The organism is Streptomyces sp. WAC 04229, from assembly GCF_003947455.1.
Taxonomy (GTDB): domain Bacteria; phylum Actinomycetota; class Actinomycetes; order Streptomycetales; family Streptomycetaceae; genus Streptomyces.
This window is the reverse complement of sequence record NZ_QHJH01000033.1, coordinates 1-25,096: the sequence shown is the minus strand read 5'-3', so window position 1 is coordinate 25,096 and position 25,096 is coordinate 1. Positions and strand designations below refer to the sequence as shown.

The 25,096-nt window shown below is 72.4% G+C and carries 24 protein-coding genes; 16 read left to right on the top strand and 8 right to left on the bottom strand.

Annotated elements, in window-relative coordinates; all coding sequences use genetic code 11:
• Positions 1-89: 89 nt before the first annotated feature.
• Entirely contained in the window at positions 90-674 is a 585-nt protein-coding gene (locus tag DMH12_RS12475; RefSeq protein ID WP_125491645.1) for a DinB family protein, read from the bottom strand.
• Between the two features lie 1,177 nt (positions 675-1,851).
• Between DMH12_RS12475 and DMH12_RS12465 the strand changes: the two genes are divergently transcribed.
• Complete coding sequence (locus tag DMH12_RS12465) at positions 1,852-3,855, top strand: pentapeptide repeat-containing protein (protein WP_312023924.1); 2,004 nt, start codon at positions 1,852-1,854, stop codon at positions 3,853-3,855.
• A 182-nt stretch (positions 3,856-4,037) separates the two neighbouring features.
• Here DMH12_RS12465 and DMH12_RS12460 read toward each other — a convergent pair whose 3' ends face one another.
• Complete coding sequence (locus DMH12_RS12460) at positions 4,038-5,219, bottom strand: epoxide hydrolase family protein (protein ID WP_125491643.1); 1,182 nt, start codon at positions 5,217-5,219, stop codon at positions 4,038-4,040.
• Between the two features lie 82 nt (positions 5,220-5,301).
• Between DMH12_RS12460 and DMH12_RS12455 the strand changes: the two genes are divergently transcribed.
• Complete coding sequence (locus tag DMH12_RS12455) at positions 5,302-5,877, top strand: ABATE domain-containing protein (RefSeq protein ID WP_125491642.1); 576 nt, start codon at positions 5,302-5,304, stop codon at positions 5,875-5,877.
• Positions 5,878-5,892: 15 nt separating this feature from the next.
• On the opposite strand, the gene mmuM is transcribed toward DMH12_RS12455, so the two are convergent.
• Positions 5,893-6,801: a homocysteine S-methyltransferase gene (mmuM, locus tag DMH12_RS12450; protein ID WP_125491641.1), complete on the bottom strand. Its 909-nt coding sequence runs from the start codon at positions 6,799-6,801 to the stop codon at positions 5,893-5,895.
• Between the two features lie 163 nt (positions 6,802-6,964).
• Here mmuM and DMH12_RS12445 point away from each other — a divergent pair, with 163 nt between their 5' ends.
• From DMH12_RS12445 to DMH12_RS12435, 3 genes are read left to right on the top strand one after another with little or no spacing between them, the layout of a single operon-like run.
• Positions 6,965-7,804 (top strand): CPBP family intramembrane glutamic endopeptidase, encoded by an 840-nt coding sequence (locus tag DMH12_RS12445; RefSeq protein WP_125491640.1) that lies wholly within the window; start codon positions 6,965-6,967, stop codon positions 7,802-7,804.
• Positions 7,801-8,988, top strand: a complete 1,188-nt coding sequence (locus DMH12_RS12440; protein WP_185832280.1) for a sensor histidine kinase — start codon at positions 7,801-7,803, stop codon at positions 8,986-8,988. Before DMH12_RS12445 ends, DMH12_RS12440 begins: the two co-directional genes overlap by 4 nt.
• Positions 8,985-9,644, top strand: a complete 660-nt coding sequence (locus DMH12_RS12435) for a response regulator transcription factor (protein ID WP_125491639.1) — start codon at positions 8,985-8,987, stop codon at positions 9,642-9,644. The genes DMH12_RS12440 and DMH12_RS12435 overlap by 4 nt, the downstream gene beginning before the upstream one ends.
• A gap of 32 nt (positions 9,645-9,676) precedes the next feature.
• Here the strand turns inward: DMH12_RS12435 and DMH12_RS12430 are convergent, their stop codons facing one another.
• Positions 9,677-10,213, bottom strand: coding sequence for a hypothetical protein (locus DMH12_RS12430; RefSeq protein WP_125491638.1), 537 nt, complete (start codon positions 10,211-10,213; stop codon positions 9,677-9,679).
• A 117-nt stretch (positions 10,214-10,330) separates the two neighbouring features.
• On the opposite strand from DMH12_RS12430, the gene DMH12_RS12425 reads away from it, so the two are divergent.
• Together DMH12_RS12425 and DMH12_RS12420 are read left to right on the top strand one after the other, a co-directional pair.
• Positions 10,331-10,816 (top strand): hypothetical protein, encoded by a 486-nt coding sequence (locus DMH12_RS12425; RefSeq protein ID WP_125491637.1) that lies wholly within the window; start codon positions 10,331-10,333, stop codon positions 10,814-10,816.
• Positions 10,813-11,577: an isocitrate lyase/phosphoenolpyruvate mutase family protein gene (locus DMH12_RS12420; protein WP_125491636.1), complete on the top strand. Its 765-nt coding sequence runs from the start codon at positions 10,813-10,815 to the stop codon at positions 11,575-11,577. Before DMH12_RS12425 ends, DMH12_RS12420 begins: the two co-directional genes overlap by 4 nt.
• 316 nt (positions 11,578-11,893) lie before the next feature.
• On the opposite strand, the gene DMH12_RS12415 is transcribed toward DMH12_RS12420, so the two are convergent.
• Positions 11,894-12,466, bottom strand: a complete 573-nt coding sequence (locus tag DMH12_RS12415; protein WP_125491635.1) for a TetR-like C-terminal domain-containing protein — start codon at positions 12,464-12,466, stop codon at positions 11,894-11,896.
• A 187-nt stretch (positions 12,467-12,653) separates the two neighbouring features.
• Positions 12,654-13,913, bottom strand: coding sequence for an FAD-binding protein (locus DMH12_RS12410; RefSeq protein ID WP_125491634.1), 1,260 nt, complete (start codon positions 13,911-13,913; stop codon positions 12,654-12,656).
• Positions 13,914-14,019: 106 nt separating this feature from the next.
• Between DMH12_RS12410 and DMH12_RS12405 the strand changes: the two genes are divergently transcribed.
• The 6 genes from DMH12_RS12405 to DMH12_RS12380 all read left to right on the top strand — a co-directional run bounded on the left by DMH12_RS12405 (position 14,020) and on the right by DMH12_RS12380 (position 19,580).
• Positions 14,020-15,339 (top strand): radical SAM protein, encoded by a 1,320-nt coding sequence (locus DMH12_RS12405; protein ID WP_125491633.1) that lies wholly within the window; start codon positions 14,020-14,022, stop codon positions 15,337-15,339.
• A gap of 82 nt (positions 15,340-15,421) precedes the next feature.
• Complete coding sequence (locus DMH12_RS12400; protein ID WP_260474202.1) at positions 15,422-16,168, top strand: GntR family transcriptional regulator; 747 nt, start codon at positions 15,422-15,424, stop codon at positions 16,166-16,168.
• Between the two features lie 94 nt (positions 16,169-16,262).
• On the top strand, positions 16,263-16,631 hold the full coding sequence (locus DMH12_RS12395) for a low affinity iron permease family protein (protein ID WP_125491631.1): 369 nt from the start codon (positions 16,263-16,265) through the stop codon (positions 16,629-16,631).
• 120 nt (positions 16,632-16,751) lie between these two features.
• Positions 16,752-17,297, top strand: coding sequence for a pyridoxamine 5'-phosphate oxidase family protein (locus DMH12_RS12390; protein ID WP_125491630.1), 546 nt, complete (start codon positions 16,752-16,754; stop codon positions 17,295-17,297).
• A gap of 100 nt (positions 17,298-17,397) precedes the next feature.
• Positions 17,398-18,921, top strand: coding sequence for an FAD-dependent oxidoreductase (locus tag DMH12_RS12385; protein WP_125491629.1), 1,524 nt, complete (start codon positions 17,398-17,400; stop codon positions 18,919-18,921).
• 245 nt (positions 18,922-19,166) lie between these two features.
• Complete coding sequence (locus tag DMH12_RS12380) at positions 19,167-19,580, top strand: MFS transporter (RefSeq protein WP_399187147.1); 414 nt, start codon at positions 19,167-19,169, stop codon at positions 19,578-19,580.
• Between the two features lie 110 nt (positions 19,581-19,690).
• Here DMH12_RS12380 and DMH12_RS12375 read toward each other — a convergent pair whose 3' ends face one another.
• Together DMH12_RS12375 and DMH12_RS12370 are read right to left on the bottom strand one after the other, a co-directional pair.
• Positions 19,691-20,098 (bottom strand): (2Fe-2S) ferredoxin domain-containing protein, encoded by a 408-nt coding sequence (locus DMH12_RS12375; RefSeq protein ID WP_125491628.1) that lies wholly within the window; start codon positions 20,096-20,098, stop codon positions 19,691-19,693.
• Positions 20,095-22,074, bottom strand: coding sequence for a heavy metal translocating P-type ATPase (locus DMH12_RS12370; RefSeq protein ID WP_125491627.1), 1,980 nt, complete (start codon positions 22,072-22,074; stop codon positions 20,095-20,097). The genes DMH12_RS12375 and DMH12_RS12370 overlap by 4 nt, the downstream gene beginning before the upstream one ends.
• Before the next feature lie 96 nt (positions 22,075-22,170).
• Here DMH12_RS12370 and DMH12_RS12365 point away from each other — a divergent pair, with 96 nt between their 5' ends.
• The 3 genes from DMH12_RS12365 to DMH12_RS12355 form a co-directional block, all read left to right on the top strand.
• Complete coding sequence (locus DMH12_RS12365) at positions 22,171-22,563, top strand: metalloregulator ArsR/SmtB family transcription factor (protein WP_125491626.1); 393 nt, start codon at positions 22,171-22,173, stop codon at positions 22,561-22,563.
• Between the two features lie 360 nt (positions 22,564-22,923).
• A complete protein-coding gene (gene rsgA, locus DMH12_RS12360; protein WP_125491625.1) occupies positions 22,924-24,036 on the top strand; it encodes a ribosome small subunit-dependent GTPase A in 1,113 nt (370 codons plus the stop codon).
• 40 nt (positions 24,037-24,076) lie between these two features.
• Positions 24,077-25,096, top strand: a 1,020-nt coding sequence (locus tag DMH12_RS12355) for a bifunctional transcriptional activator/DNA repair enzyme AdaA (RefSeq protein WP_260474201.1), incomplete at its 3' end; no start/stop codon positions are given.

Sequence of the window (25,096 nt, the reverse complement as noted above, 5' to 3'; positions counted from 1 at the left end):
TCCTGGGCAGGGCGGCGCGTCAGCGCAAGACCCCCGTGCGGCTTCACCGAGACTCCAGAGCGAGCCGGTACGACGGCGGAGGTGAACGGTCAAGGACGGGAACGTGCGGCCGACCTGGCGGCCTGCTCGATCTTCGCGCGGTGGGCGGTGCGGGCCTCCTCGTCGATCCGGATCTCGTGTTCGGGGCGCATCCCGGTTCGGCCGTCGACGCCTTCGCGCAGGATGTCGGCGTGCCCGGCATGCCGGTTGGTCTCGCCGAGGACGTGGACCAGGACGGCGAACAGGTTCGTGTTGGGAGACGGCTCCCGCCACCACGGCACGTGGCCGGGGGCGTCGAGGGGAAGTTCGCTGATCGTCGCGTCCGAGTGTTCCCATGTGCGCCGGTAGAGCCCGATGATCTGATCGCGGGTCTCGCCCTCGGCCGCCCACTGATCGCCGCCGTCGTGGTCCTGCCACCGGGGCATCGGTTCCGGGGAGGGGCGGTCGAAGACCTCGCCGAAGTACCTGGCCTCGACGTTGGCCACGTGCTTGACCAGGCCGAGAAGGTTGGTCCCGGTCACCGTCAAAGGCCTGCGGGCGTCGTACTCGGACAAGCCGTCGAGCTTCCAGAGCAGCGCCTCGCGGTCCCGCCGCAGTCTGCCGTGCAGATTGCGTTTCGCGAATTCATCGATCATGCGGCACGAGCCTGTCATGGGCTGTGCGCGACGTCACCAAGTTCTCCATGACTTGACGCCCCACCGTGCGATGGCCCGCCGCCTGCCCCTAGGGTGCCCGTTCATGACGTTGGACGAAGACGGAGTGACATCCCCGCGGTTGCAGCCCTTGGACGTGGCCCGACGAGCGGTACGTCCTGCATCGACGAACATGCCTGCATCCGCTGTCCGCTGCTCCGACCTGATCCTCGCCGGCGATGGCGCTTGGTCGAGGTCAGGGGCAACCTCGTCGCCCGCATCGACGAAGCGGAACGAGAAGGTTGGCTCGGTGACGTCAAGGGCCAAGGAACCACCCCTGAGGGCGCAAGGACAAGCTCGCGCAGATGGACGCGCAAATAGCACAGAGCCGTCGAGCGATCGACCCAGGCATGCCCACGTTTGGAGACATCTCGGCCCGCACGACGTGACTGAAAATGCACCCTGTTGAGAGGGCCTGCCCTGCCATCAAGGGCAGGGCAGGCCCTCGGCGCTATCGGATGCTCCGTGTCCAGTCGGCCAATGCCTTGACCATGTCGAGCACTACCCGCTGGCGGGCTTGGGTCAGAAAGGGCCAGGTCAGCCACGCTGGGGCCGAGAGGACGACCACAAGCAGAACCGGAAGGAGCTTCAGCACGACAAGCGCGTACTTGCACATCAGTGAACCCACGAACATCCAGCCTCAATCCGCTTAATGCGGTGTCTTGGCCCGCGAGTGCGGACCAGTTTTTCGCCAGAAACGCGATTTTTTTTGAGGCCGCCACCGAGTGGCATGAGTCCAACTCGCCCTAGAGGCGAGCTGGTTCGGATGCTACGAGGCCCTAGAAGCCGGTGCAAGTCGAACGATTGGTTCAGAGAAGGCATGCGAGGCTGGGCACCTCAGTGCGTTGTGCCTGACAGATACGTATGGGTTGTTCAGGCACGTACGGCATGTTCGCAAAGCGGGTCCCGATCCCCGACACTGCCCGTCATCGTCGAGCCTGAACCGTTCACGTCCGCAGGGCGTCCCTACGGGCACCTGACGTTCCGGAGCCGCTACACCATGAGCACACCCTCGGCAGCGCCGTCCTGGCCGCACTGCACCTATGGTGCCGACCCTGCCGTCGACTCCGTCGGCTGTCGCGGCATCCACGTTCCCGGTCACACCGCATGCCTCGCTCACTTGGCCGATGCCCATCGCGACGCCTACCTGGCCGGACTGACTCCCGGCGCCGACATCGACCACCGGGGCACCACCCTCACCGAGCCTCTCCTGAACGCCTTACTCAACGCCCTCCGTGACCCTGCAACGGGTGACGTCCGCTTGGGTGGCGCCATGTTCGAGTCGGCGACCTTCGAGGGCGGCGCTGGGTTCCGGTCGGCGACCTTCGAGGGCTACGCCGTGTTCCGGTCGGCGACCTTCGAGGGCGGCGCTATGTTCCAGTTGGCGACCTTCGAGGGCGCCGCCATGTTCGAGTCGGCGACCTTCGGGGGCGACGCCGTGTTCCAGTTGGCGACCTTCGAGAACTACGCCGGCTTCCAGTCGACGACCTTCAAGGGCGACGCTGGGCTCGTGTCGGCGACCTTCAAGGGCTACGCCGTGTTTAAGTTGGCGACCTTCGAAGGCGACGCCGGGTTCGAGTCGGTGACCTTCGAGCGCGGCGCCGATTTCGAGTCGGCGACGTTCAAGGGCGACGTTGGGTTCGAGTCGGCGACGTTCGAGGAATACGCCGTGTTCCGGTCGGCGACCTTCGAGGGCGACGCCATGCTCCAGTCGGCGACCTTCAAGGACAACGCCATATTCGAGGCGGCGACCTTCAAGGGCTACGCCGGACTCCAATTGGCGGCCTTCGAGGCCGGCGCCGTGTTCCGGTCGGCGACCTTCGCGGAGTACGCCGGGTTCGAGTCGGCGGTCTTCAAGGGCGACGCCGGGTACCAGTTGGCGAACTTCAAGGGCTACGCAGGGTTCCGGTCGGCGGCCTTCGAGGGCGATGCCGCGTTCCGGTCGGCGGTCTTCGAGCGCGGCGCCGGGTTCGAGTCGACGGTCTTCAAGGACAACGCCGTGTTCGAGTCGGCGACCTTCGAGGAGGCTGACCAGTTCGGGCCCTTGGTGTGTGCAGGTCGGGTTGTGTTGTCTGGCGCCAGATTCGGCGGCCCGGTGACCCTCTCGTTCGCCGCGCGACGTCTGGAGTGCCGTCGCACCCGCTGGTCTTCGACCGCGGAGATCCGACTGCGCTGTACCACGGTGGACTTCGCTCACGCGGTGTTCGAGTACCCCCTCACGATCGTCGCCGAGCCGGCTCCGTTCGTGCTCACCAACGGACTCCAGCTCTCTGAAGACCCCCTGTCGAACCCGACCGGTTCCGAGGTGCGGGTAGCGTCGCTGCGCGGGGTCGACGCGGCCCATCTGGTCCTGGCCGACCTTGATCTGTCGGAGTGTCTGTTCTCCGGCACGGTCCACCTGGACCAGATCCGTCTGGAGGGGGCCTGCACTTTCGACAAGGCCCCGACTCCCCTATGGCGGCGTTGGCCGCCCGTGCGCTTCACCGAGCGCCGCGTCCTGGCCGAGGAACACCACTGGCGCGCGAGCCAGCCCCGGGCAGTGAGGGGCTGGAACGTGGCGGTCCTCGGTGCCGGACGGGCGGGGCCGTTGCAGCTGGCTCCGGTGTACCGGGCACTACGCAAGGCGTTCGAGGACGGCAAGCACGAGCCGGGGGCCGCGGACTTCTACTACGGGGAGATGGAGATGCGCCGCCGCGCAGATGACATCCCCCGCAGTGAACGAGGGCTGCTGACCGCGTACTGGGCGCTGTCCGGCTACGGCCTGCGCTCCTCCCGGGCCCTGGCCTGGCTCGGGGCTGCCATGTTCCTCACCGTCGTCATGCTGATGGCTGTCGGCCTCGCCCAGGAGACCCCCAAGCAGACCGCGACGGGCACCGTCCCGGACGGCGGGGGCAAGGTCACCTTCGAAATCGACAAGGACGATCCGAAGAACCCCACCGGCGACCGGTTCACCGGCGAGCGCTTCGAGAAAGCCCTGAACGTCACCCTCAACTCGGTGGTGTTCCGCTCCTCCGGGCAGGACCTGACCACCGCCGGCACGTACATCGAGATGACCTCCCGCCTGACCGAACCCGTCCTTCTCGGCCTCGCCGTCCTCGCCATCCGCAACCGCGTCAAGCGCTGACAGCCCTGACCCGGCCAAGCGAAGCCCTGTGACCGGTTCGATCGAACCGTTGACGAGCCCTACTTGCCTGCACTGTTGATCAGGCCTCTGAACTGCACAGAAGCCCCTCGCCCCCTCGATCCCCGATCCAACCGTCGCTCAACCGAGCAGTTCGTAGATCTCCGGGGCCGTTCGCGAGCAAGTCACGTTCCACGCCCCGCGGCCCTCAGTACTGCCGCGAGGCCCTCCCGGAGGTCCTGGACGAAGTACCCCGGCACCTCCAGGGACGGGAAGTGACCCCCGGTCTCGGGTGAACCCCAGTGGACGATCTGCCGGTACCGCTCCTGGGCCCAGGGGCGCGGGCACTTCTCGATGTCGCGGGGGTACATGCTGATCGCCGACGGGACGTCGACCCGGAGTCCGGGGTCCAGTGAGTTGTGGCTCTCGTAGTAGATGCGGGCCGCCGACGCGCCCGTGCGTGTCAGCCAGTAGAGCGTCACGTTGTCGAGGACGCGGTCCTTGGAGATCCTCTCGAACGGGCTGTCCTCCGTGTCCGACCACTCGGCGAACTTGTCCAGGATCCAGGCGAGAAGCCCCACCGGTGAGTCCACCAGGGAGTAACCGATGGTCTGGGGCCGGGTCGCCTGCTGTTTCGCGTACGCCGCGCGGTGGCGCCAGAAGTGGGCTGTTTCCTCGGCCCACCCGCGTTCGACCGCCGTCAGGCCGTCCGTGGTCACACCGGGGGGTGCCTGCGCGAACGTGCTGTGGATGCCGAGGACGTGCGCCGGGAACCTGCCGCCGAGGACCGTGGTGATGTTGCCGCCCCAGTCGCCGCCGTGGGCCGCGAACTCGCCGTAGCCGAGCCTTCCCATCAGTTCCACCCACGCGGCCGCGATCTTCTCGGTTCCCCACCCGGTGGCGGCCGGTTTGTCGCTGTGGCCGAAGCCCGGCAGCGACGGGGCGACGACGTGGAACGCCGGCGCGTCCGCGTCCTGTGGATTCGCCAACTCGTCGACCACATCGATGAACTCGGCGATGCTGCCCGGCCAGCCGTGCGTCATGAGCAGGGGAGTGGCGTCCGCGCGCGCCGAGCGGCGGTGCAGAAAGTGGATTCCCAGGCCCTCGATGGTCGTGCGGAACTGGCCGACGCGGTTGAGGCGGTCCTCGAACGACCGCCAGTCGTACCCGGTGCGCCAGTAGTCCACGACATCGACGAGGTCGGCGAGCGGCACGCCCTGGTCCCATCGGCCGGGGCCGGGCGCGGCGCCCCGGACCGTCTCGGCCTCCGGCAGTCGCGCCGCGGCCAGTCGCGCGCGCAGATCGTCGAGTTCGGCGTCCGTCGCGTGGGCTTCGAACGCTCGCACGTCGCTGTCTGGACGGGACATGAGACCTCCTGGACATCATGGAACCGGCTAAGACGGTTCTAGCAGTCCTGCGAGTCGCGCCGCAACCGGCTAAGGTGGTTCCATGCCTGCTGCGTTCCCTGACTTCCGCCTCGGCAAGGTGCTGGCCACCAGCTTCACGGGGACCCTGTCGGAGCGTCATGGCGACGCCGTGGAGCGCATCCCCACGCCGCAGCGACTCGTCGACTGGCTGGCGGTGTACGACCTCGCCGTGGACTCCTGCACGGCCGCCCAGCTCGACCTCGCCCGGGAACTGAGGGAGTCGATCCACGCCGCCGCGACGGCGGCCGCGGTCCAGGACGCGCTCCCCGCGTCCGCCGTCCACGTCATCAACGACCGCAGCGCTCAGGGCCGGGCCGCCGCGGTCCTGACGCCCGAGGGTGTGCGGCGATGGCGGCTCAGCCCGGCCTCCCGCGTGGAGGACGCCCTCAGCGTGATCGCCGCCGACGCGATCAGCGTCATCGCGGGCGAACGGGACGGACGGCTGGCCCTGTGCGCGTCACCCACCTGCCGAGCCGCCTTCTTCGACACCAGCCAGAGCCGCACCCGCAAGTGGTGTGACATGAACACGTGCGGGAATCGGCAGAAGAAGGCGCGCTTCCATGCCAATCAGCGGAAGGGCGCCGGGTCGGCGGAGTGACCCGGGCGCCTCTCCTCACCCGCGTCCCGGCGCCGACGCGATCGACCTGATCGTGTCCGGGCCCACCCGGCAGCAGCCGCCGACCAGCCGGGCGCCGGCCGCCCGCCAGGCCCGTACCCGCTCCGGGGTGAAGGAGGAACGCCCCCGCCAGGACCGGGCCACCGCGTCCCAGGTCTCCCCGCTGTTGGGGTAGGCCACGACCGGTTTGCCGGTGACCCGGGCGGCGGTCTCGAGGGCGCCCGGCACGTCCTCGGGGGCGCAGCAGTTGACGCCGACCGCGATCACCTCGTCCGCGTCGGCGGCCGGGGCGAACGCCTCCTCCAGCGGCTGCCCGGCGCGGGTGCGGCCGCCCGCGACCGTGTACGACAGCCAGGCGGGGACGCCCAGTCCGCGTACCGCCCGCAGCAGCGCCACCGCCTCGTCGGCGTCGGGGACCGTCTCCAGCGCGAGGACGTCGGGCCGGGCGGCGGCCAGTACCTCCAGCCGGGGCCGGTGGAAGCGCTCCAGAGCCTCCGGGGTGAGTCCGTACCGGCCGCGGTACTCCGAGCCGTCCGCGAGCATCGCGCCGTACGGGCCGACGGAGGCCGCCACCCACAGCGGGCGGTCCGTGCGGGCCCGGCGCGCGGCCTCCCTGGCCAAGCCGACGCTGAGGGCCATCAGTTCGGCCGAGCGCCCGGGACCGAAGCCGCGCCGGGCGAACGCCTCGAAGGTCGCCTGGTAGCCGGCCGTGATGGCGACGTCGGCGCCCGCCTCGTAGTACGCGAGGTGCGCCTCGGTGATCGCATCGGGCGCCTCGGCGAGCAGCCGCGCCGACCACAGCTCGTCGCTCAGATCGTGCCCGGCTGCCTCCAGCTGGTTGGACATCCCGCCGTCGAGCACGAGCGGGCGGCCGGAGGCGAGGGCGGCGGCGAAATCGCTGGTCATGGCACCAGGCTATGCCCGGTCCGGTGCCGGGTCGGGGGGCTTGTCCCCCGTGCGAGCTACGGCCAGGTGTCCACCCTGAGGTGACGATCTCCCGGCGCCGGATCCGTAGCGTCCTGATCGGCCCGGGACACCCCGGTCGCGGGCCTCCCATGAAGGAGTCCCCGTGAGGTTCGTCTGGCAGTTCCTGGCCGTCCTGGCGATGTACGCCATAGGCGGAAACGCCGTCAACGCCGTGAAGGACAACGACTGGCTGACGCTGGTCGTCGGCCTCACGGCGGCCGCACTGGCGGTCCTCGTCTACGCGTGGGTGGTCCGGCGGACCGAGCGCCGGCAGGCGCTGGACGTGGCCCGGGAGGGCGCCGCGGTCAAGGCCGGCTGGGGCACGCTGATCGGCGCCGGGATGTTCGGCGCCGTCATCGTGAACCTCTTCTCCTCCGGCCACTACGAGGTCGACGGCCTGGGCTCGGTGGAGGGCGCCCTGGGCCTGGTCGGCTTCATGGCGGCCGCCGCCGCGATGGAGGAAGTGGTGTACCGCGGCGTCCTGTTCCGGATCATCGAGGAACACGTCGGCACGTACGTCGCGCTGGTCCTGACCGGCCTCGTGTTCGGCCTCTCGCACCTGCTCAACGAGCACGCGACCGTCTGGGGCGCCCTCGCCATCTCCATCGAGGCCGGCTTCATGCTCGCCGCCGCCTACGCCGCCACCCGCAGCCTCTGGCTGACGATCGGCGTGCACTTCGGCTGGAACTTCGCCGCGGCCGGCGTCTTCAGTACCGAGGTCTCCGGCAACGGCTCCAACCAGGGGCTGCTGGACGCCGCGACGGACGGCCCGAAGCTGATCACGGGCGGCGAGTTCGGCCCCGAGGGCAGCGTGTACGCGGTCGGATTCGGGGTGCTGCTGACCCTGGTGTTCCTGTGGCTGGCGCACCGGCGCGGGCACATCGTGGCGCCCGGGGCTCGGCGTGCGGCACGTGCCAACTCCACCGCTACACTGCCCCGATGACCGCTCGCCGAGGGATGCCGGACATGATGCCGGGGATATCCAGGCGGTGGCGACGCCTCGACGTGACCGTCCGGGACCTGCCGCTCGGAGTGCTCCTCCTGATCGCGTCCCTGCTGCCGGCGCTGCGGGGCAACGGCACCGAGATCGGCGGTCTGCCCACCCGCTCCGCCGACGTGCTCGCCGGTGTCGCCGCCGTCCTCCAGTGTCTCCCGCTCGCCCTGCGCCGACGGTGGCCGCACCTCTGCCTCGCCCTGGTGTCGATCGGCTTCGCCCTCGACCAGATCCGCGGCTACCACCTCTTCGCCGGAACCGCGCTGCCCATCGCGCTGCTGAGCGCCGGTTCGTATCTGGAGCGGTACCGGCGCGCGACCCTCGCCCTCGCCTCCGTGGCGTTCGTCGCCCTCTCGGTCGAGCTGCACCGGCGCGGACCGGGCGACCCGGCCGCCGAGTTCGTCGCGTTCTACCTGGCGCTCGCCCTCGCCTGGGGCATCGGCACCTGGATGCGCTCCGCCCGGGCCGCGGAGGCCGAACGGCGGGGGCGGGTCGCCGAGGACGCCCGCAACGCCGAGCGCACCCGCATCGCCCGCGAACTCCACGACGTCGTCACCCACCACGTCACGGCGATGGTCGTCCAGTCCGAGGCCGCCCGGTACCTGACCGCCGCGCCCGACCGCCTCGACCAGACGCTGGCCGCGGTCAGCGACACCGGCCGCCGTGCCATCACCGACCTGCGGCACCTGCTCGACCTGCTCAACCCGGACCACGGCACCGACCGGAACGCCGAGCCCAGGACACCGCCCGTCGGCCGGGTGCTCACGCTGGTGGAGCAGACCCGCCGGGCCGGCCAGCCGGTGGAGTTCACCGAGGAGGGCACACCGGCGGCCTCGACCGGCAGCGCCGACCTCGTGGCCTACCGCGTCGTCCAGGAGGCCCTGACGAACGCGCTCAAGTACGACCACGGCGGCCGGACCTCGGTCCTCGTCCACCACGGCGAAAGGGAGATCACCGTGCGCGTCGGCACGGACGGCACCGGCTCGGGCGCCGCGTCCCCCGGCGGCAGCGGGCGCGGCCTGGCCGGACTGCGGGAACGGGTCGACGTCCTCGGCGGCGACTTCAGCACGGACCGCCCGGAGGGCGGAGGCTTCGTCGTCCAGGCCCGCATCCCCGCGGGAAGCCCGTCATGAGCGCCCCGATCCGCGTCCTGATCTGCGACGACCAGGTGATGATCCGCGCCGGCCTGGCGACGATCGTCGACGCCCAGCCCGACCTGGAGGTGGCGGGCGAGTGCGGCGACGGCCAGGCCGCCGTCGACCTGGCCGCCGAAGTACGGCCGGACGTGGTCGTCATGGACGTGCGGATGCCGGTCATGGACGGCATCGAGGCCACCCGGCGGCTGGCGGGCGCCGGGGTGGAGCGTCCCGTCAAGGTCCTCGTGGTGACGACGTTCAACCTCGACGAGTACGTCTACGAGGCGCTGCGCGCGGGCGCGAGCGGGTTCCTGCTCAAGGACGCGCCGCCGGACCGCCTGCTGCACGGCATCCGGACCGTGGCCATGGGCGCGGCGCTCCTCGACCCCGACGTGACGCGCCGCCTCGTCGGCCGGTACGCCGCCCGCATCCGGCCCGCCGGCGGCCCCGCCGAGGACCTCCCCCTCACGCCCCGCGAGACGGAGGTGCTGCGCCTCATCGCGGACGGCCTCTCCAACGGCGAGATCGCCGCGGCCCTGGTGATCAGCCCCGAGACGGTCAAGACCTTCGTCTCCCGCATCCTCACCAAGCTGGACCTGCGCGACCGCGTCCAGGCGGTGGTGTTCGCCTACCGCCACGGGCTGGTGACCTGACGCACGGATGCAGGCCCAGCGGCCCGGGGGGTTCAGGTGCGCAGCCGGTGGCGCATCTGCGTCAGGCGCCGGTCGAAGCGCAGGTTGAACCAGGTCAGCCAGCCCATGAAGGCCACCGCGAGGGCGAGGGTCAGGCTCCCGGCGGTCGTGGAACCGGCCGCGAACCACAGGACGGACGTACCGAAGAAGATGAGGGCCAGCATGGGGAACGCCCACTTGCGGCCCCGCCGCAGCCGCCGCTGACGTGAGTCGACCAGCGCGGCCATCTCCCGGCGCCGGTCGGGGTCCTCGGGCGGAGCGCCGCCCTTGAGTATCCGCCGCTCCATGGCGGGCACGTCCTCCGGATCGGCACCGGTGTCCCGAGCGTCGTGACGCCTGCGACGGCGCACCAGGAACACGACCCAGACGCTCATCAGGGCAGCGCTGATCACCGCCCACGGCCACGAGTCGAGTCCGTTCGCGGCCAGCCGGACCACCACGCCCACGGCCAGCGCGGCCAGGCCGATCACCGACAGTCTGTCCCGCCAGTCCCGCTCCAGGGCCGCGTCGCGTCGCTCGCGTCTCTTCATGTCCACCTCTCGGTCGGCCGGATCGGGGGGTGACGTCACGTGTCCGTCCGGATACCCGCCCGCCGCCCCCGGACACTTCGGCGCCCGCCGAAGCAACCGGCCCCTAGCGTCGGGCACATGAGCGACACGCACACCGCAACCACGGCCCCCGCCCCCGTCCGTTCGACCCCCGCCGACACCGTCACCGGCATGGTCGAGCACGTCCTCGCCCTGGCCTCCACCTGGACCCGCTGGGACGGAGAACCCGCCCACGTCGACGGGCGCGTCTACACCCCGCACAAGGCCGTCCGGCGGGTCGCCGACCACCTGGTCGACCATCTCGCCGAGATGGAGGCGCGGTTGGCGGGCCGGCCGACCCAGCCCGACCACTGGCACGCCTCCGCCACGACCACGGACGCGGACCGCGCGCCCTTCACGCCGGACGACCTCGACGAGGCCCGCAGCCGCCTCACCCGGCTCGCCCGGATCTGGGCCGACCGCCTGGACGCGCTCACCCCGCTCCAGCTCGACGACTCGCCCGGTGAGGGCTGGAGCTTCCGCGAACTCGCCGGGCACCTGGGGGAGTCCGTGTACTACGCCGACGCCGTGGGTGACCTGTCGTGACCGCCTTCGCCGCCCTGCACCGGCCGGGCGAGCCCCTGCTGCTGCCGTGCGCCTGGGACCACGCGTCGGCGCACGCCCTCGCCGCCCGGGGCTTTCGGGCCGTGGGCACCACCAGCCTCGGTGTCGCGGCGGCGAGCGGGCTGCCCGACGGGGCGGCGGCGACCCGCGACGAGACCCTGCGGCTGGCCCTCACCCTGGGCTCCGGGCCGTTCCTGCTGACCGTGGACGCCGAGAGCGGCTTCGCCGACGACCCCGACGACGTGGGGGAGTTCGCGCGGCAACTGGCGGCGGTCGGCGCGGTCGGCATCAACCTGGAGGACGCGCTGGGCCCCGCCGGCCGGCACGCCGCGAAGATCGCCGCGGTGCGGTCGGCGGCCCCGGACCTGTTCGTCAACGCCCGTACGGACACGTACTGGTCGGGTGACGGCGACCCCGGGGAGACCGTGCGGCGCCTGGAGGCCTACCGCGAGGCCGGTGCCGACGGCGTCTTCGTCCCCGGCCTCACCGACCCCGCCCGGATCGCGTCCCTCGCCGCGCACTTCGACGTCCCGCTCAACGTCCTCCACTCACCCACCGGCCCCACCCTCCCGCACCTCGCCGACCTCGGCGTGGCCCGCGTCAGCCTCGGCTCGCTGCTGTACCGCAGGGCCCTGGGTGCCGCCCTGGAGACGGTGACCGACATCGCCGCGGGCCGACCGCCGTCGGGCACGTCACCGGCGTACGAGGAGGTGGCCGCGCTGAGCGGCGGCCAGGTGCGTTGACCCGATGTCCGGCGACGCACCGCACGGAGGTCTTCGTGTCGCACCGCAGGGCCCGCTCACCGTTCACGGCATCGACCGCGTCGGGCGGGCGCTGCCCGACAGCGCCGGGCCTACCGCAGGAGCTTCGCCCGGCGCGACGCCCTGGCCGAGGTGTGCAGGCGGAGCAAAGTGAGCCGCATCGGCTACCCGCCCGCTCGCGGGAGCGGTGGGCCGTTGCCGGCAGTGGCTGCGCCGGGCTGTGGTCCGGGGGTGTCTGTGCTGCTCGGAAACGGTCAGATCGATGGGCCCGCGCTGCGGGCGGGCCGGATCGATGCACCTAGTCCGCGCGCGGCCAGTTCTCCAACGCTACGTGCAGTGCGTCCACCGCCCGGTCCCAGGACGCCTGGACCGCACGCGGGGCGCCGAAGCCGCCGGTGGCCTCCAGGGCGCAGAACCCGTGGAAGGTGCTGCGCAGCAGGCGCACGGCGTCGGTCAGGTCGGGTTCGGTGAGGCCGTAGGCGCGGAGCATGCCGTGGGTGATCTCGGCGGTGCGGCGCAGGGCGGGGGAGTCGGCGACGAGGGACTGGTCCATGCGGATCTGCGTCGCGGCGTAACGGCCGGGGTGCCGCAGGGCGTAGGCGCGGTAGGCGTTCGCGAACGCGGCCAGCGCGTCCTTGCCGGCCCGCCCCGCCACCGCCGCCGCGATCTCGTCGATCAGCTCGCCGCCGGCCAGCAACGCGACCCGCACGCGCAGGTCCTGGAGGTTCCTGACGTGCGTGTACAGGCTCGCGTCCTTCACCCCGAAGTGCCGGGCGAGGGCGGAGACGGTGACGCTCTCGAAGCCGCTCGCGTCGGCGAGGTCGGCGGCGGCCGCGACCACCCGGCCCGTCGTGAGGCCCACTCGGGGCATGCGCCACCTTCCTGACTCTCCGGCCTCCTCGGGACTCCTGGAGATCTCGGGTCTCATGCTAGGCCAGCGGCCCTGAACCCTGCTGCGCCCACCGCCCACGCCGGTCGCCCTGGCGGCGGGCGCCGGCTGCGTCCTCATCGCGACGGCCGCCCCGCTCACACCGATCCGCGGGGCGGGCCGACACGACCTAGGCTCCGCCCAGGATTCCGCGCACGAACGCGTTGCCGAACTTCCCCGCCGGGTCCAGTGTCTCCGCCAGCGTCCGGAAGTCGTCGAGTCGCGGGTAGAGGGCGCGCAGCTCGTCCGCCGGGGTCGTGAAGACCTTCCCCCAGTGCGGCCGGGCGGCGAAGGGGGCCAGCGCCCGCTCCAGGCCGCGCACCACCGGCAGCACCGCCGCCGTGTCCTCGACCCAGGTGAAGTGCGCCGCCACGGTGTCCCGCCCGTAGGACGGGCTCAGCCACTGCGCGTCGGCGGCCACCGTGCGTATCTCGCAGGTCTGGAGGACCGGCGCGAGGACCTCCCGGATCGCGTCCATCGCGTGCAGGGCGTCCAGGGCGTGCTCGCGCGGCATCAGGTACTCCGACTGGAGCTCGGCCCCGCTGCTGGGCACGAAGTCGGCGCGGAAGTGCGGCAGCCGCTCGTGCCAGGGCCCCGGCACCCCGAACTGCTCCGTGCAGTTCACCGCGGGCATGCCCGGCACCGGGTGCATCCTGTCCACCGCCGGCGCCGCGTACGGGAAGTCCGGCAGCGGCTGGTCGGTGCGCCGCTTCAGCCACACCTGCCGGAAGCCGGGCGCCCGCCAGTCGGTGAAGAGGCTCACGCTGTACGCCGACGCCATCACCGTCTCGAACGCCGCCGTGTCCAGACCCGTGAGCGGGAACTCCGTGAAGACGTGCTGCTCGACCTCGTAGGCCGGCTCCAGGTCGAGGGTGAGGGCGGTCACCACTCCGAGCGCGCCGAGGGACGTCACCGCGCCGCCGAACCGGTCGTCGCCGCGCGCGAGGACCAGCGTCGAGCCGTCCGCCGTGATCAGCTCCACCTCGCGCACCTCCGACGCCAGCGAGCCGTTGCCCACCCCGGAGCCGTGCGTGCCGGTCGCCACCGAACCGGCCACCGAGATGTGCGGCAGCGACGCCATGTTCGCCAGCGCCAGGCCCCGCGCGTGCACCCGCCGGGCCAGCTCCGCGTACCGGACGCCCCCGCCCACCCGCACCGTGCGGGCCGCCGTGTCGACGTCCACCTCGGACGGCAGGTCCGCCAGCGACAGCAGGGCCCCGCCGTCGCCCGGCTCGGCGATCTCGTTGAAGGAGTGCCCGCTGCCCAGCACCCGCAGCCGCGCGCTGTCCGCCACCAGGGCCCGCAGCGCGGCCGGCGAGCGCGGTCGCAGCAGCTCCTTGGCCGTGTAGGTGATGTTGCCGGCCCAGTTGGTCACCGTGACGTCGCTCATACCGCGGAAACCTACCCGGCGCGCCTGGAAGGGGCCCCGGGCGGGAAGCCGCACGCGCGGGGGCATACCGTGAGAAGTCGAACGCCTGAGCCGGGAGGAGACACGGATGGGCAGCCGTACCGCGCTGGTCGAGGATCTTATGGAGCGCTTTCCGCACGTACCGCGGGAAGCCGTCTTCAAGGAGGACCTGCTCCGCGGCGGGGTGGCCTTCGACCCCTCCGCGCTGAGCGACAACGAGTCGGGTGAGGTCAAGCCGAAGTCGTACTTCATCTTCTCCTTCGACCACGGCACCCTGCCGGAGCTGGGCGAGGCCGCGCTGCGCCGCCCGCCCGAGGAGATCATCCTCACCGGCGGCCCCTACGACCTGCGCCGCACCGTGGTCTCGGTGCGCGTGAACCCGTCCTCGCCCTACCGGGTCGCTTCCGACGAGCACGGCCAGCTCGGCCTCTACCTCGACGGCAAGCGCATCTCGGACGTCGGCGTGCCGCCGATGCCGGAGTACTACCGCCACAAACTCGCCAACGGGAAGTCGGTCATGGAGGTGGCCCCGACCATCCAGTGGGGCTACCTGATCTACCTGACCGCGTTCCGGGTCTGCCAGTACTTCGGCGCCAAGGAGGAGTGCCAGTACTGCGACATCAATCACAACTGGCGCCAGCACAAGGCGGCGGGCCGCCCCTACACGGGCGTGAAGGACGTCGACGAGGTCCTCGAAGCGCTCGACATCATCAACACGTACGACACGGCCAAGACCTCCACGGCCTACACGCTCACCGGCGGCGCGATCACGTCGAAGGTCCAGGGCCTGGACGAGGCGGACTTCTACGGGCGCTACGCCAAGGCCATCGAGGAGCACTTCCCCGGCCGCTGGATCGGCAAGGTCGTCGCCCAGGCGCTGCCCAAGGACGACGTCCAGCGCTTCAAGGACTACGGCGTCCAGATCTACCACCCCAACTACGAGGTATGGGACGAGTACCTGTTCAAGATGTACTGCCCGGGCAAGGAGCGCTACGTCGGCCGCGACGAGTGGCACAGGCGCATCCTCGACTCCGCCGACGTCTTCGGCGCGCGCAACGTCATCCCGAACTTCGTCGCGGGCGTGGAGATGGCCGAGCCCTTCGGCTTCAAGACGGTCGACGAGGCCATCGCCTCCACCACCGAGGGCCTGCGCTTCTTCATGTCGCAGGGCATCACGCCCCGCTTCACCACCTGGTGCCCCGAGCCCACCACCCCGCTGGGCAAGACCAATCCCGACGGCGCCCCGCTGGAGTACCACATCCGGCTGCTCCAGGCCTACCGGCAGACGATGGAGGAGTTCGGTCTCTCCTCGCCCCCCGGCTACGGCCCGCCCGGCGCCGGCAACGCGGTCTTCTCCGTCAGCTCCTTCATGGACAGCCTGCCGGAGGACGCGCCCGTCGAGGTGTGAAGTGAGCAATAGCGCGCGGCCGCTCCCGCGCGGCCTTCTCGACGCCGACGCGCTGCCGCTGTACGCGCAGGTCGCCGCGCGCCTGATGGACGACATCACCGCCGGGGGCGCCCGGGCCGGCGACCGGCTCCCCTCGGAACGCGTGCTGGCCGAGCGGTACGCCGTCTCGCGCGTCACCATGCGCTCGGCGCTCGCGGACCTCGCCACCCGGGGCGTCATCGAGTCGTCCCCGGCCCGGGGCTGGTTCCTCACGAGCACCGGCACCGCCACCGGTACGGGGGCGGGGGTGAGTGCCGGAGGAGGGGCGGCGGAGGCCGGGGACACTCCCGCCGCCCCGCCCGGCGGCCGCTCCGTGCAGGGCTTCGCCGACCACGCGCTGCGCCACGGCCTCGCCGCCCGCACCCGGGTGCTGGCCTCCGCGGTGCGCCCGGCGAGGGTCCAGGAGGCCGAGGAACTGCGCATCGCCCCGGGCGCGCCCCTGTTCGAGATGCGGCGGCTGCGCTACCTCGACGACCTGGTGGTGGTCGTCGAGCACAACAGGCTGCCCCTCGCGCTCTGCCCGCGCCTCGCCGACACCGACTTCGGCACGGCCTCGCTCTACGCCACCCTGCGCACGGCCACCCCGGGGCAGTTCCCCCGGGTCGCCGACTACTCGGTCGAGGCCCGCCAGCCCACCCCGGAGGAACGGGAGCTGCTGGAGATCACGGACGTCACACCGGTACTGGTCGCCACCCAGCTGGCGTACAACCAGGACGCCCGCCCGCTGGAACTGACGGTCGCCATCTACCGCGGCGACCGGTACCGCTTCCGGGCCTCGATCACCGACTGAGACCGCCCCCCGCGAGCGTCGCGGCACATTTGCCGACGCCCTGACCGGGTACGAGGACCGCACCGGCACCCGACGGCACTCAAGGAGGCGGCACATGGCCCTGGAGCACCCGGCCGAACGCGGCGGCAGCAGGCGCGGCCCCTTCGAGCGGTTCGCCGAGCGGGCGTCCAACTTCACCAGCAGCCCGGCGTTCTTCGGGGTCTGCCTGCTCCTGGTCGGCATCGTCATAGGCGTGCACATAGCCAAGGCGCCGCTCACCTGGATGCTGCTCGCCGGCGAGTCCATGACCGCGGTCACCCTTCTCCTGCTGGCGCTGCTGAAGAACAGTGAACGCAGGGCCGAGCACGCCGTGCAGCGCAAGCTCGACGCCATCGCCGCCGCCCTGCTGGAGTCCCAGCAGGGCGAACCCGGCCCGGCCCAGCGCTCTCTGCGCACGGCCATCGGCATCGAGGAGCAGACCTGAGCGAGCCGGACGGGCGTGCCCCAAGCGGGGGCGGCGACGGCATGCTGTGGCCTGCGGCGGACGAGCGTTCCTTCATCACGGGCTGCGTAGCCCTGGTGACATGAAGGGAAGGGGTTCCGCATGACGCCGAAGCAGCCCAGGACCGAACTCGACGCCCGCTACAGCTCCGCCCTCAATCCGCGCCCGGGCGCGGAGAACGTCACCGCCACGGACTGGGCCGAGGCCCAGCGCCGGCTGCGGGCCGCCGAGGTCTTCTGGATCACCACGATCCGGCCGGACGGCCGCCTGCACGTCACGCCGCTGATCGCCGCCTGGCACGACGGGGCACTGCACTTCAGCACCGGGTCGGGGGAGCAGAAGGCGAAGAACCTGGCCGCCGATCCCCACTGCGCACTGACCACGGGGCGCAACTCACTCTCCGAAGGTCTCGACATCGTGATCGAGGGCACGGCGGAGCGGGTGACGGATCCGGCGCGGCAGGACGAGGTCCTGGCCGCGTTCGAGGCACAGTACGGGGACCACATCACCTCGCCCCAGGGGGTGTTCCACGGCTTCGGCGACAGCATCCGCGAGGGCAAGGACCTGCTGTTCGCGGTGGCACCCGGCACGGCCTACGGCTTCGGGCACGACGGCCAGGTGTTCAGCCACACCCGCTACACCTTCTAGCGGGCCCGCGCCGCCCGGTCCCGCCCGGGCGAACGACGGTGGCCGGCGCGTCGTGACCCGGCGCGGCAGTGGAGCCGCGGCATCGGGGTACTCGGCCCGCATGACGGAGAATGTGCAGGTCAACGCCTCGTACTGGCTTCAGACGGCGCCGGGTGGTGTGCCGCGCCCCGCCCTCGCGCAGGACCTGGAAGTCGATGTCGTCGTGATCGGCGCCGGGGTCGCCGGGCTCAGCGCGGCCTGGGAGCTGGGGCGGGCCGGGCGCCGGGTCGCGGTGCTGGAGGCCGGGCGGGTCGCCGCCGGCGTCACCGGGCACACCAGCGCGAAGCTGACCGCCCTGCACACGCTGATCTACGACCGGCTGCGCCGTACCCGCGGCCCGGAGGGCGCCCGCCTGTACGCCCGCTCGCAGTCCGAGGCCGTCGACCGGGCCGCCGGCATCGTGGCGGACCTGGGCATCGACTGCGACTGGGAGACCCGGGACGCGTACACCTACGTCCGTGACCCGGGCCGGGTGGACGAGCTGCGGGCCGAGGCGGACGCGGCGCGGGAGGCGGGGCTGCCCGCGTCCTTCGTGACGGAGACGGGGCTGCCGTTCCCGGTCGCGGGCGCGGTCCGGGTGACCGGGCAGGCCCAGTTCCATCCCCGCAAGTACCTGCTGGCCCTCGCCGAGGATCTGGAGGCGCACGGCGGCGTGATCTTCGAGGACACCCCCGTCCAAGGTCTGGACGAGGGCACGCCGTGCCGCGTGTCGACCGGCACCGGGTTCACCGTCACCGCCCGGGACGTCGTGGTCGCCACGCACTACCCGGTCTTCGACCGGGCGCTGCTCTTCGCCCGCCTCTCCCCGCGCCGCGAGCTGGTCGTCGCCGGGAGCGTCGAGGCGGACCGCGACGTCGACGGCATGTTCATCACGCCGGAGGACAACACCCGCTCGGTCCGCACGGCGCCGCTGGACGAAGAGGGACGCAGGCTGCTCGTCGTGACCGGCGAGCACTTCACGCCCGGCACGGGCGACACCCGGGAGCGCTTCGCGCGCCTGTCCGCGTGGGCGGGCGAGCACTTCCCCGGCGTCGACCTCACCCACGCCTGGGCCACCCAGGACATCGACCCCTCCGACACCGTGCCGATGGTGGGTCCGCTGCACCCGGGGGCACGGCACACGTACGTCGCCACCGGCTTCGGCGGTTGGGGGCTGAGCGGCGGCATGATGGCGGGCCGGCTGCTCACCGCGTTGATCACCGGCGAGGAGTGCGCGTGGGCGGGACTGTACGACCCGCGGCGGCTGCGTACGGCGGTGCGCGAGGCGCCTGCGCTGCTCAGGGCGCAGGCCGAGGTGGCCGGTCACTTCGTCGGCGACCGGCTGCGGCCCGTACCGCCGGTGGACGCGCTGCCGCCGGGCGAGGGCGCGGTGGTCAGGGCGGGCGGCGACCGGCTGGCGGTCTACCGGGACGAGGCGGGCGCGCTGCACGCCCTTTCGGCACGCTGCACGCACCTCGGCTGTCTGGTGGCCTTCAACGCGGCCGAACGCGCCTGGGAGTGCCCCTGCCACGGTTCCCGCTTCGACACGGACGGCAAGGTGATCGAGGGCCCGGCGACCAAGCCCCTGAAACGACGCGACATCTGACCCGCTCGTGCGGGAACAGGAGCTGTTCGACGGTGCTCCCGGCAGCTGACCCGGACCGTCTCGGGCCGAGCGGGTGTGGGTGGGGGGGCGATCAGCCCGCCGGGAAGCCGCAGTTCGGCGTCAGGTGACTTCGAACCCGTCGGCGGCACACAGGACGCACGCGCACGGATGTCCCCCCCCGCCCGAGTTCGCTGCGGATCTGGGTCGTGACGGCGGAAACGGTCCAGGTTGAGCAGGCGGTTGGGGTGTACCGAGGCCGGTGGAGTGGCGTCGGCCTCGCCGCACTGGCGCTGCTGATCACACCGGAGACACCGTGGTGGATCCTGCTCTTGCCGCTGCTCGCCTGGGGAGCCGGCGGCGGAATCGCCGGCGCGCCCGTGATGGCGGTCGCCGTGCGGGTCACGGCCCCCGAACGAGCCGGCATGGTGGCCGGGACCGTCTCCACCCTCGCTTCTCTCGGCGCCGGCGTCGGCACCGCGGCGCTCGGCTCGCTCTTCACTCTCAACGGCGGCCACGGCGACCAGGCCGTCACCGACGGTGCCCGAGCCGTACTGGGCGCGTCCGCGGCCCTCGCGGTCCTCGCCGTGCTCACCACCATCACGCTCATCGACCCACGCCGGGTCCCACGCCCCGACCGCGGCAAGGCACCCGCATCATGAGGCGGTGCCCCGAGGGCCCGCCCCAGCGCTCCGTCCCGCTCGAGCGCCCCTGCCCCGGGGTGTCACAGGAGGCAGGCCGCGGCGGCGCCGCGACATCGGCGCTGTGAGCGTTACTCGTCGTGGAGTTCGGCTCGGACGCGGCGGGAGGGACGGAAGGTGTAGAGGTCGAGGATGTCGGGCGGCTCGGTGAGGCCGGGGCCGCCGTCCTTGATCCAGGCGGTGATGTCCGTGGTGGCGTCGGGGTCGTTGACGAGGCCGAGCCAGACGGGCCGGCCGCCGTTGCGGCGGCCTTCGGCAGAGGGCTGAACGACCATGACGTTGGCGTGTTCGCAGGCGTCGAGGCAGTCGGTGGCCCGTACGGTCGCGCTGCCGTCGAGGGCACGGCGCAGGTCGCGGAGTTGGGCGGTGTGGTTGATGCCGGGGACCTTGGGGGTGCCGCAGCAGCATCCTCGGCAGACGGTCACGGTCGGCCGCGCGGCCCCGGTGGCGGGTGCGGATCGGCGGGTGCGCTTGCTCACGCGGTCTCCTTGGTGAGGCGGGGCCAAGCAGTCTCGCGCAGCAGGCGCAGGCCGTTGAGGCCGACGACGACGGTGGATCCCTCGTGGCCGGCGACACCGAGTGGCAGGGGCAGGGTGCCCATGAGGTCCCAGGCGACCAGCACCGTGATGAACGTCCCGGCGACGGCCAGGTTCTGGATGACGAGGCGTCGTGCGGTGCGGGAGAGCTGGACGATGGAGGGGATGGTGGCGAGTTCGTCGCGGACGACGACGGCGTCGGCGGTTTCCAGGGCGAGATCGGAGCCCGCCCTGCCCATCGCGATGCCCGAGTGCGCGGCGGCCAGGGCGGGGGCGTCGTTGACGCCGTCGCCGACGACCAGCACCCGGCGCCCCTGGGCTTCCCACTCCCTGACGGCTGCCACCTTGTCCTGCGGCAGGAGTCCGGCGCGGACGTCGGTGATGCCGACCTCGGCGGCCAGGTGCCGGGCGGCGCGCTCGTTGTCACCGGTCAGCAGGATCGGAGTGCGACCGGTCAGCCGGGTGAGAGCGGCGACGGTGGCCGCCGCGTCAGGGCGGAGCCGGTCCGCGATGCCCAGCACGCCCACCGGCTCCCGGTCGCGCAGGACGACGACGGCGGTCCGTCCGGTTTCCTCCAACTCGGCGACCACCGCTCGCACCGGCCGGTCGCCGGTGGCCGTGTCCAGGAGGTGGGCGGGGGTTCCGACCGCGACGGTGTGGCCGCCGACCGCAGCGGTCACGCCCCGGCCGGGCGCGGAGGCGAAGTTCTCGGCGCTGCCCAGGGGCAGGGCGCGCTCGCGGGCGGCGGCGACGACGGCGCGGGCGAGCGGGTGCTCGCTGGGATGCTCGGCGGACGCGGTCAGCGCCAGCAGTGCCTCCTCGTCGAGGCCGCTGCCGGGCAGAGGGCGCAGGTCGGTGACGCGAGGAGTGCCCTCGGTGAGGGTGCCGGTCTTGTCCAGGGCCACGGTGTCGATCCGGCCGAGGCGTTCCATGACGACGGCGGACTTGGCGAGCACGCCGCGCCGTCCGGCGTTGGCGATGGCGGACAGCAGCGGCGGCATCGTGGACAGGACGACCGCGCACGGCGAGGCCACGATCATGAACGTCATCGCCCGCAGCAGCGCCGCGGAGACGGTGTCGCCCAGGGCGAGCGGGACGCCGAAGACGGCGAGGGTCGCGATCACCATGCCGATCGAGTAGCGCTGCTCGATCTTCTCGATGAAGAGCTGGGTGGGGGCCTTGGTCTCGGAGGCTTCCTCGACCATCCGCACGATCCGGGCGATCACCGAGTCCGACGGGTCGCGCTCGACCCGCACGCGCAGGGAGCCGGTGCCGTTGACGGTGCCGGCGAAGACCTCGTCGCCGGACTGCTTGGCCACGGGCAGCGGCTCGCCGGTGATGGTGGCTTGGTCGACGTCGCCGGCCCCGTCGAGGACCTGCCCGTCCGCGCCGATCCGCTCGCCGGGCCGGACCAGGAGCGTGTCCCCCACCGCCAGGTGCGCGGTCTCGACCGTCTCCTCGGTGCCGTCCGGCAGGAGCCGGGTCGCGGTGGTGGGGGCGAGGTCGAGGAGGCCGCGCACGGAGTCGGCGGTCCGCGCGGTGGCGACGGCCTCCAGAGCGCCGGAGGTGGCGAAGATGACGATCAGCAACGCGCCGTCGAGGACCTGTCCGATCGCGGCTGCCCCCAGAGCGGCGACGACCATCAGCAGATCCACGTCCAGCGTCTTGTCCTTCAGCGCCTTCAGGCCCTCCCACCCCGGCTCCCAGCCGCCGGAGACGTAGGTCGCGGCGAACAGGGTGCCCCACAGCCAGGCGGGGCCGTCCAGCAGGTAGAGGGGCAGGGCGAGGAGGAAGAGCACCAGCGCTGCGAGCGCCCAGCGTGCCTCCGGCAGTGCGAGGAGGCGGGTACGGCGGCGCGGTGGGGCCTGGCGAGCGGCGCCTGCGGGCGGCGCGGACCGCTGGTCCAGGACAGAAGACATGACGAAGCAACCCTTCACGGGCGGGACCGGCACGACGATCCCACCGTACAGGAACATGTGAACAGGTCTTCAATAGTCGACGGTATGATGAGGTCCATGGGTCACGGACGCGACACCGCCACCAGCAGCGCCAGCACCCGCGAGCGCCTCGACACCGTCGGCACCGCCGATGTCGCCGCCACCCTCCAGGCCCTGGCCACACCCTCCCGGCTCTACATCCTCGCCCGCCTCCAGGAGGGGCCCTGCTCGGTCGGCGACCTCGCCGAGGCCGTCGGCATGGAGAACTCGGCCTGCTCCCACCAACTCCGCCTGCTGCGCAACCTCGGCCTGGTGACGGGCGAGCGCCAGGGCCGCAGCATCGTCTACTCCCTCTACGACAACCACGTCGCCGAGCTGCTCGACCAAGCCCTCTACCACGTCGAGCACCTCCGCCTCGGGGTGCGCGACACCGCCGGCCACGAGGCCGCTCCGGCCACCGCAGGACCATAGGCGGCCGCCGCCGCGCCGATGTCCGTCCGGGCAGCGCGCCTCAGGGGGCCGGAGGCGTGCGGGGTCTGCTCCGCGTGCCGTCCGCGGGCCGTGTGGACCCGCCAGGCCTAGGGGTCTTGCCAGTAATTGGCTGGTGCGTCCCCACGGGCGTGGCTAAGGTTGTGCGCGGCTCGGCGGTCACTCCGCCGACGGTGCTCGTTTCACGTGAAGTGGAGGTGTTGACCGATGGCTGTCGCCGCGATGGGCGTTGCCCGCATCCGGAAGTTCATCCAGTCCACCTCCGTGGCCGCCGGCTGACTCACTCCTTTCCCGCGTCCGTGTGTGCGCGGTGCCGGGGCCACCCCTGTGAAGGGTCACCCCTTGTCTTCCCACGCTTCCACCCCGTCCACCTCCCCCTCCTCCGCCCTGACCCCCTACGGCTGGGACGAGGACTGGGCCGACACCTTCTCCCCGTACGCCGCCGAAGGGCTCCTGCCGGGCCGCGTCGTACGGGTCGACCGGGGCCAGTGCGACGTCGTCACCGCCGACGGCACCGTGCGGGCCGACACCGCGTTCGTCACCCCGCACGACCCCCTGCGGGTCGTCTGCACCGGCGACTGGGTCGCCCTCGAACCGGACGGCAACCCGCGCTACGTACGCACGTGTCTGCCGCGTCGTACCGCCTTCGTGCGCTCCACCTCCTCCAAGCGGTCCGAGGGGCAGATCCTCGCCGCCAACGTCGATCACGCGATCGTCGCCGTGTCGCTCGCGGCCGAGCTGGACCTCGCCCGGATCGAGCGGTTCCTCGCGCTCGCCTGGGAGTCCGGGGCGCAGCCCGTGGTCGTTCTCACCAAGGCCGACCTCGTGCCCGACCCGGTGACCCTGGCGCATCTCGTCCAGGACGTGGAGACCAGCGCGCCCGGCGTGCCGGTGCTCACCGTCAGCGCCGAGCAGGGCGAGGGGCTCGACGTGCTGGGCGCCGTCGTCGTCGGCGGCACGGCGGTGCTGCTCGGACAGTCCGGCGCCGGCAAGTCCACGCTCGCCAACGCCCTGCTCGGCGAGGACGTCATGGACGTCCAGCGGATCCGGGACGTCGACGGCAAGGGACGGCACACCACGACCACCCGCAACCTGCTCGCCCTGCCCGGCGGCGGGGTGCTGATCGACACCCCGGGGCTGCGCGGCGTCGGCCTGTGGGACGCGAGCAGCGGCGTCGGGCAGGTGTTCGCCGAGATCGAGGAGCTGGCCCGGGACTGCCGGTTCCACGACTGCGCTCACGAGCGCGAGCCGGGCTGCGCCGTCCTCGGCGCCCTCGACTCCGGCGAGCTGCCCGAACGGCGGCTGGAGAGCTACCGCAAGCTGATGCGGGAGAACCAGCGCATCATCGCCAAGACCGACGCCCGGGTGCGGGCGGAGATGCGCAAGGAGTGGAAGCGCCGGGGCGCCATGGGCCGGGCGGCGATGGAGGCCAAGCGGGGCGGCGGCCCCCGGTAGCCACCCGCTCCGGCCACGCTCGCACGCCGTGCCCGACGTCATGTCCGATTTCCGCCAGCCCGGTCCGCCGGACTGGCGGAGACTGGACAGCGTGACCGAGACAGCACAGCGCACAGCGCACGAGGACAGCAGGTACGAGGCCGTACGCAGCCGGGACGCCCGGTTCGACGGCGCGTTCTTCTTCGCCGTGCGCACGACCGGCATCTACTGCCGGCCCAGCTGCCCGGCGGTCACGCCGAAGCGGCGCAACGTGCGGTTCTTCGCGACGGCGGCCGCCGCGCAGGGCTCGGGGTTCCGGGCCTGCCGGCGGTGCCGCCCCGACGCCGTGCCGGGCTCGGCGGACTGGAACGTCCGCGCCGACGTCGTCGGCCGGGCCATGCGGCTGATCGGGGACGGCGTCGTCGACCGCGAGGGCGTCGCCGGACTCGCCGTCCGCCTCGGCTACAGCGCCCGCCAGGTGCAGCGGCAGCTCACCGCCGAGCTGGGCGCCGGGCCCGTCGCCCTAGCCCGGGCCCAGCGGGCGCACACCGCGCGCGTCCTGCTGCAGACCACCGGGCTGCCGGTCACCGAGATCGCCTTCGCCTCCGGGTTCGCCAGCGTGCGGCAGTTCAACGACACCATCCGGGCCGTGTACGCGGCCACCCCGAGCGACGTCCGCGCCGCCGCCCCGGCGGCCGACCGGGCCGCCTCCCGCACCGCTACCCCGTCCGCCGGAGTCCCGCTGCGCCTCGCCCACCGCGGCCCCTACCAGGCCGGCCCCGTCTTCGACCTGCTCCAGCGGGAGGCCGTCGCCGGCGTGGAGGAGGTGAGCGGCCCGCCCGGCCGGCGCCGCTACCGGCGCACCCTGCGGCTGCCGTACGGCACCGGCATCGTCGCCGTCGAGGAGCGCACGCGCGTCCAGGGCAACGGCGGCGGCTGGCTCGACGCCCGCCTCCACCTCACCGACCTGCGCGACCTGACCACCTCCGTGCAGCGCCTGCGGCGGCTCTTCGACCTGGACGCCGACCCGTACGCCGTGGACGAGCGCCTCGGCGCCGACCCCCGCCTCGCCCCCCTGGTC

Coding starts and splice junctions, on each gene's coding strand:
- DMH12_RS12460 (WP_125491643.1), bottom strand. CDS start 5,219: ATGTCCCGTCCAGACAGCGACGTGCGAGCGTTCGAAGCCCACGCGACG.
- DMH12_RS12430 (WP_125491638.1), bottom strand. CDS start 10,213: ATGAAGAGACGCGAGCGACGCGACGCGGCCCTGGAGCGGGACTGGCGG.
- DMH12_RS12425 (WP_125491637.1), top strand. CDS start 10,331: ATGAGCGACACGCACACCGCAACCACGGCCCCCGCCCCCGTCCGTTCG.
- mmuM (WP_125491641.1), bottom strand. CDS start 6,801: ATGACCAGCGATTTCGCCGCCGCCCTCGCCTCCGGCCGCCCGCTCGTG.
- DMH12_RS12455 (WP_125491642.1), top strand. CDS start 5,302: ATGCCTGCTGCGTTCCCTGACTTCCGCCTCGGCAAGGTGCTGGCCACC.
- DMH12_RS12475 (WP_125491645.1), bottom strand. CDS start 674: ATGATCGATGAATTCGCGAAACGCAATCTGCACGGCAGACTGCGGCGG.
- DMH12_RS12415 (WP_125491635.1), bottom strand. CDS start 12,466: ATGCCCCGAGTGGGCCTCACGACGGGCCGGGTGGTCGCGGCCGCCGCC.
- DMH12_RS12440 (WP_185832280.1), top strand. CDS start 7,801: ATGACCGCTCGCCGAGGGATGCCGGACATGATGCCGGGGATATCCAGG.
- DMH12_RS12405 (WP_125491633.1), top strand. CDS start 14,020: ATGGGCAGCCGTACCGCGCTGGTCGAGGATCTTATGGAGCGCTTTCCG.
- DMH12_RS12390 (WP_125491630.1), top strand. CDS start 16,752: ATGACGCCGAAGCAGCCCAGGACCGAACTCGACGCCCGCTACAGCTCC.
- DMH12_RS12370 (WP_125491627.1), bottom strand. CDS start 22,074: ATGTCTTCTGTCCTGGACCAGCGGTCCGCGCCGCCCGCAGGCGCCGCT.
- DMH12_RS12395 (WP_125491631.1), top strand. CDS start 16,263: ATGGCCCTGGAGCACCCGGCCGAACGCGGCGGCAGCAGGCGCGGCCCC.
- DMH12_RS12385 (WP_125491629.1), top strand. CDS start 17,398: ATGACGGAGAATGTGCAGGTCAACGCCTCGTACTGGCTTCAGACGGCG.
- DMH12_RS12410 (WP_125491634.1), bottom strand. CDS start 13,913: ATGAGCGACGTCACGGTGACCAACTGGGCCGGCAACATCACCTACACG.
- DMH12_RS12435 (WP_125491639.1), top strand. CDS start 8,985: ATGAGCGCCCCGATCCGCGTCCTGATCTGCGACGACCAGGTGATGATC.
- DMH12_RS12365 (WP_125491626.1), top strand. CDS start 22,171: ATGGGTCACGGACGCGACACCGCCACCAGCAGCGCCAGCACCCGCGAG.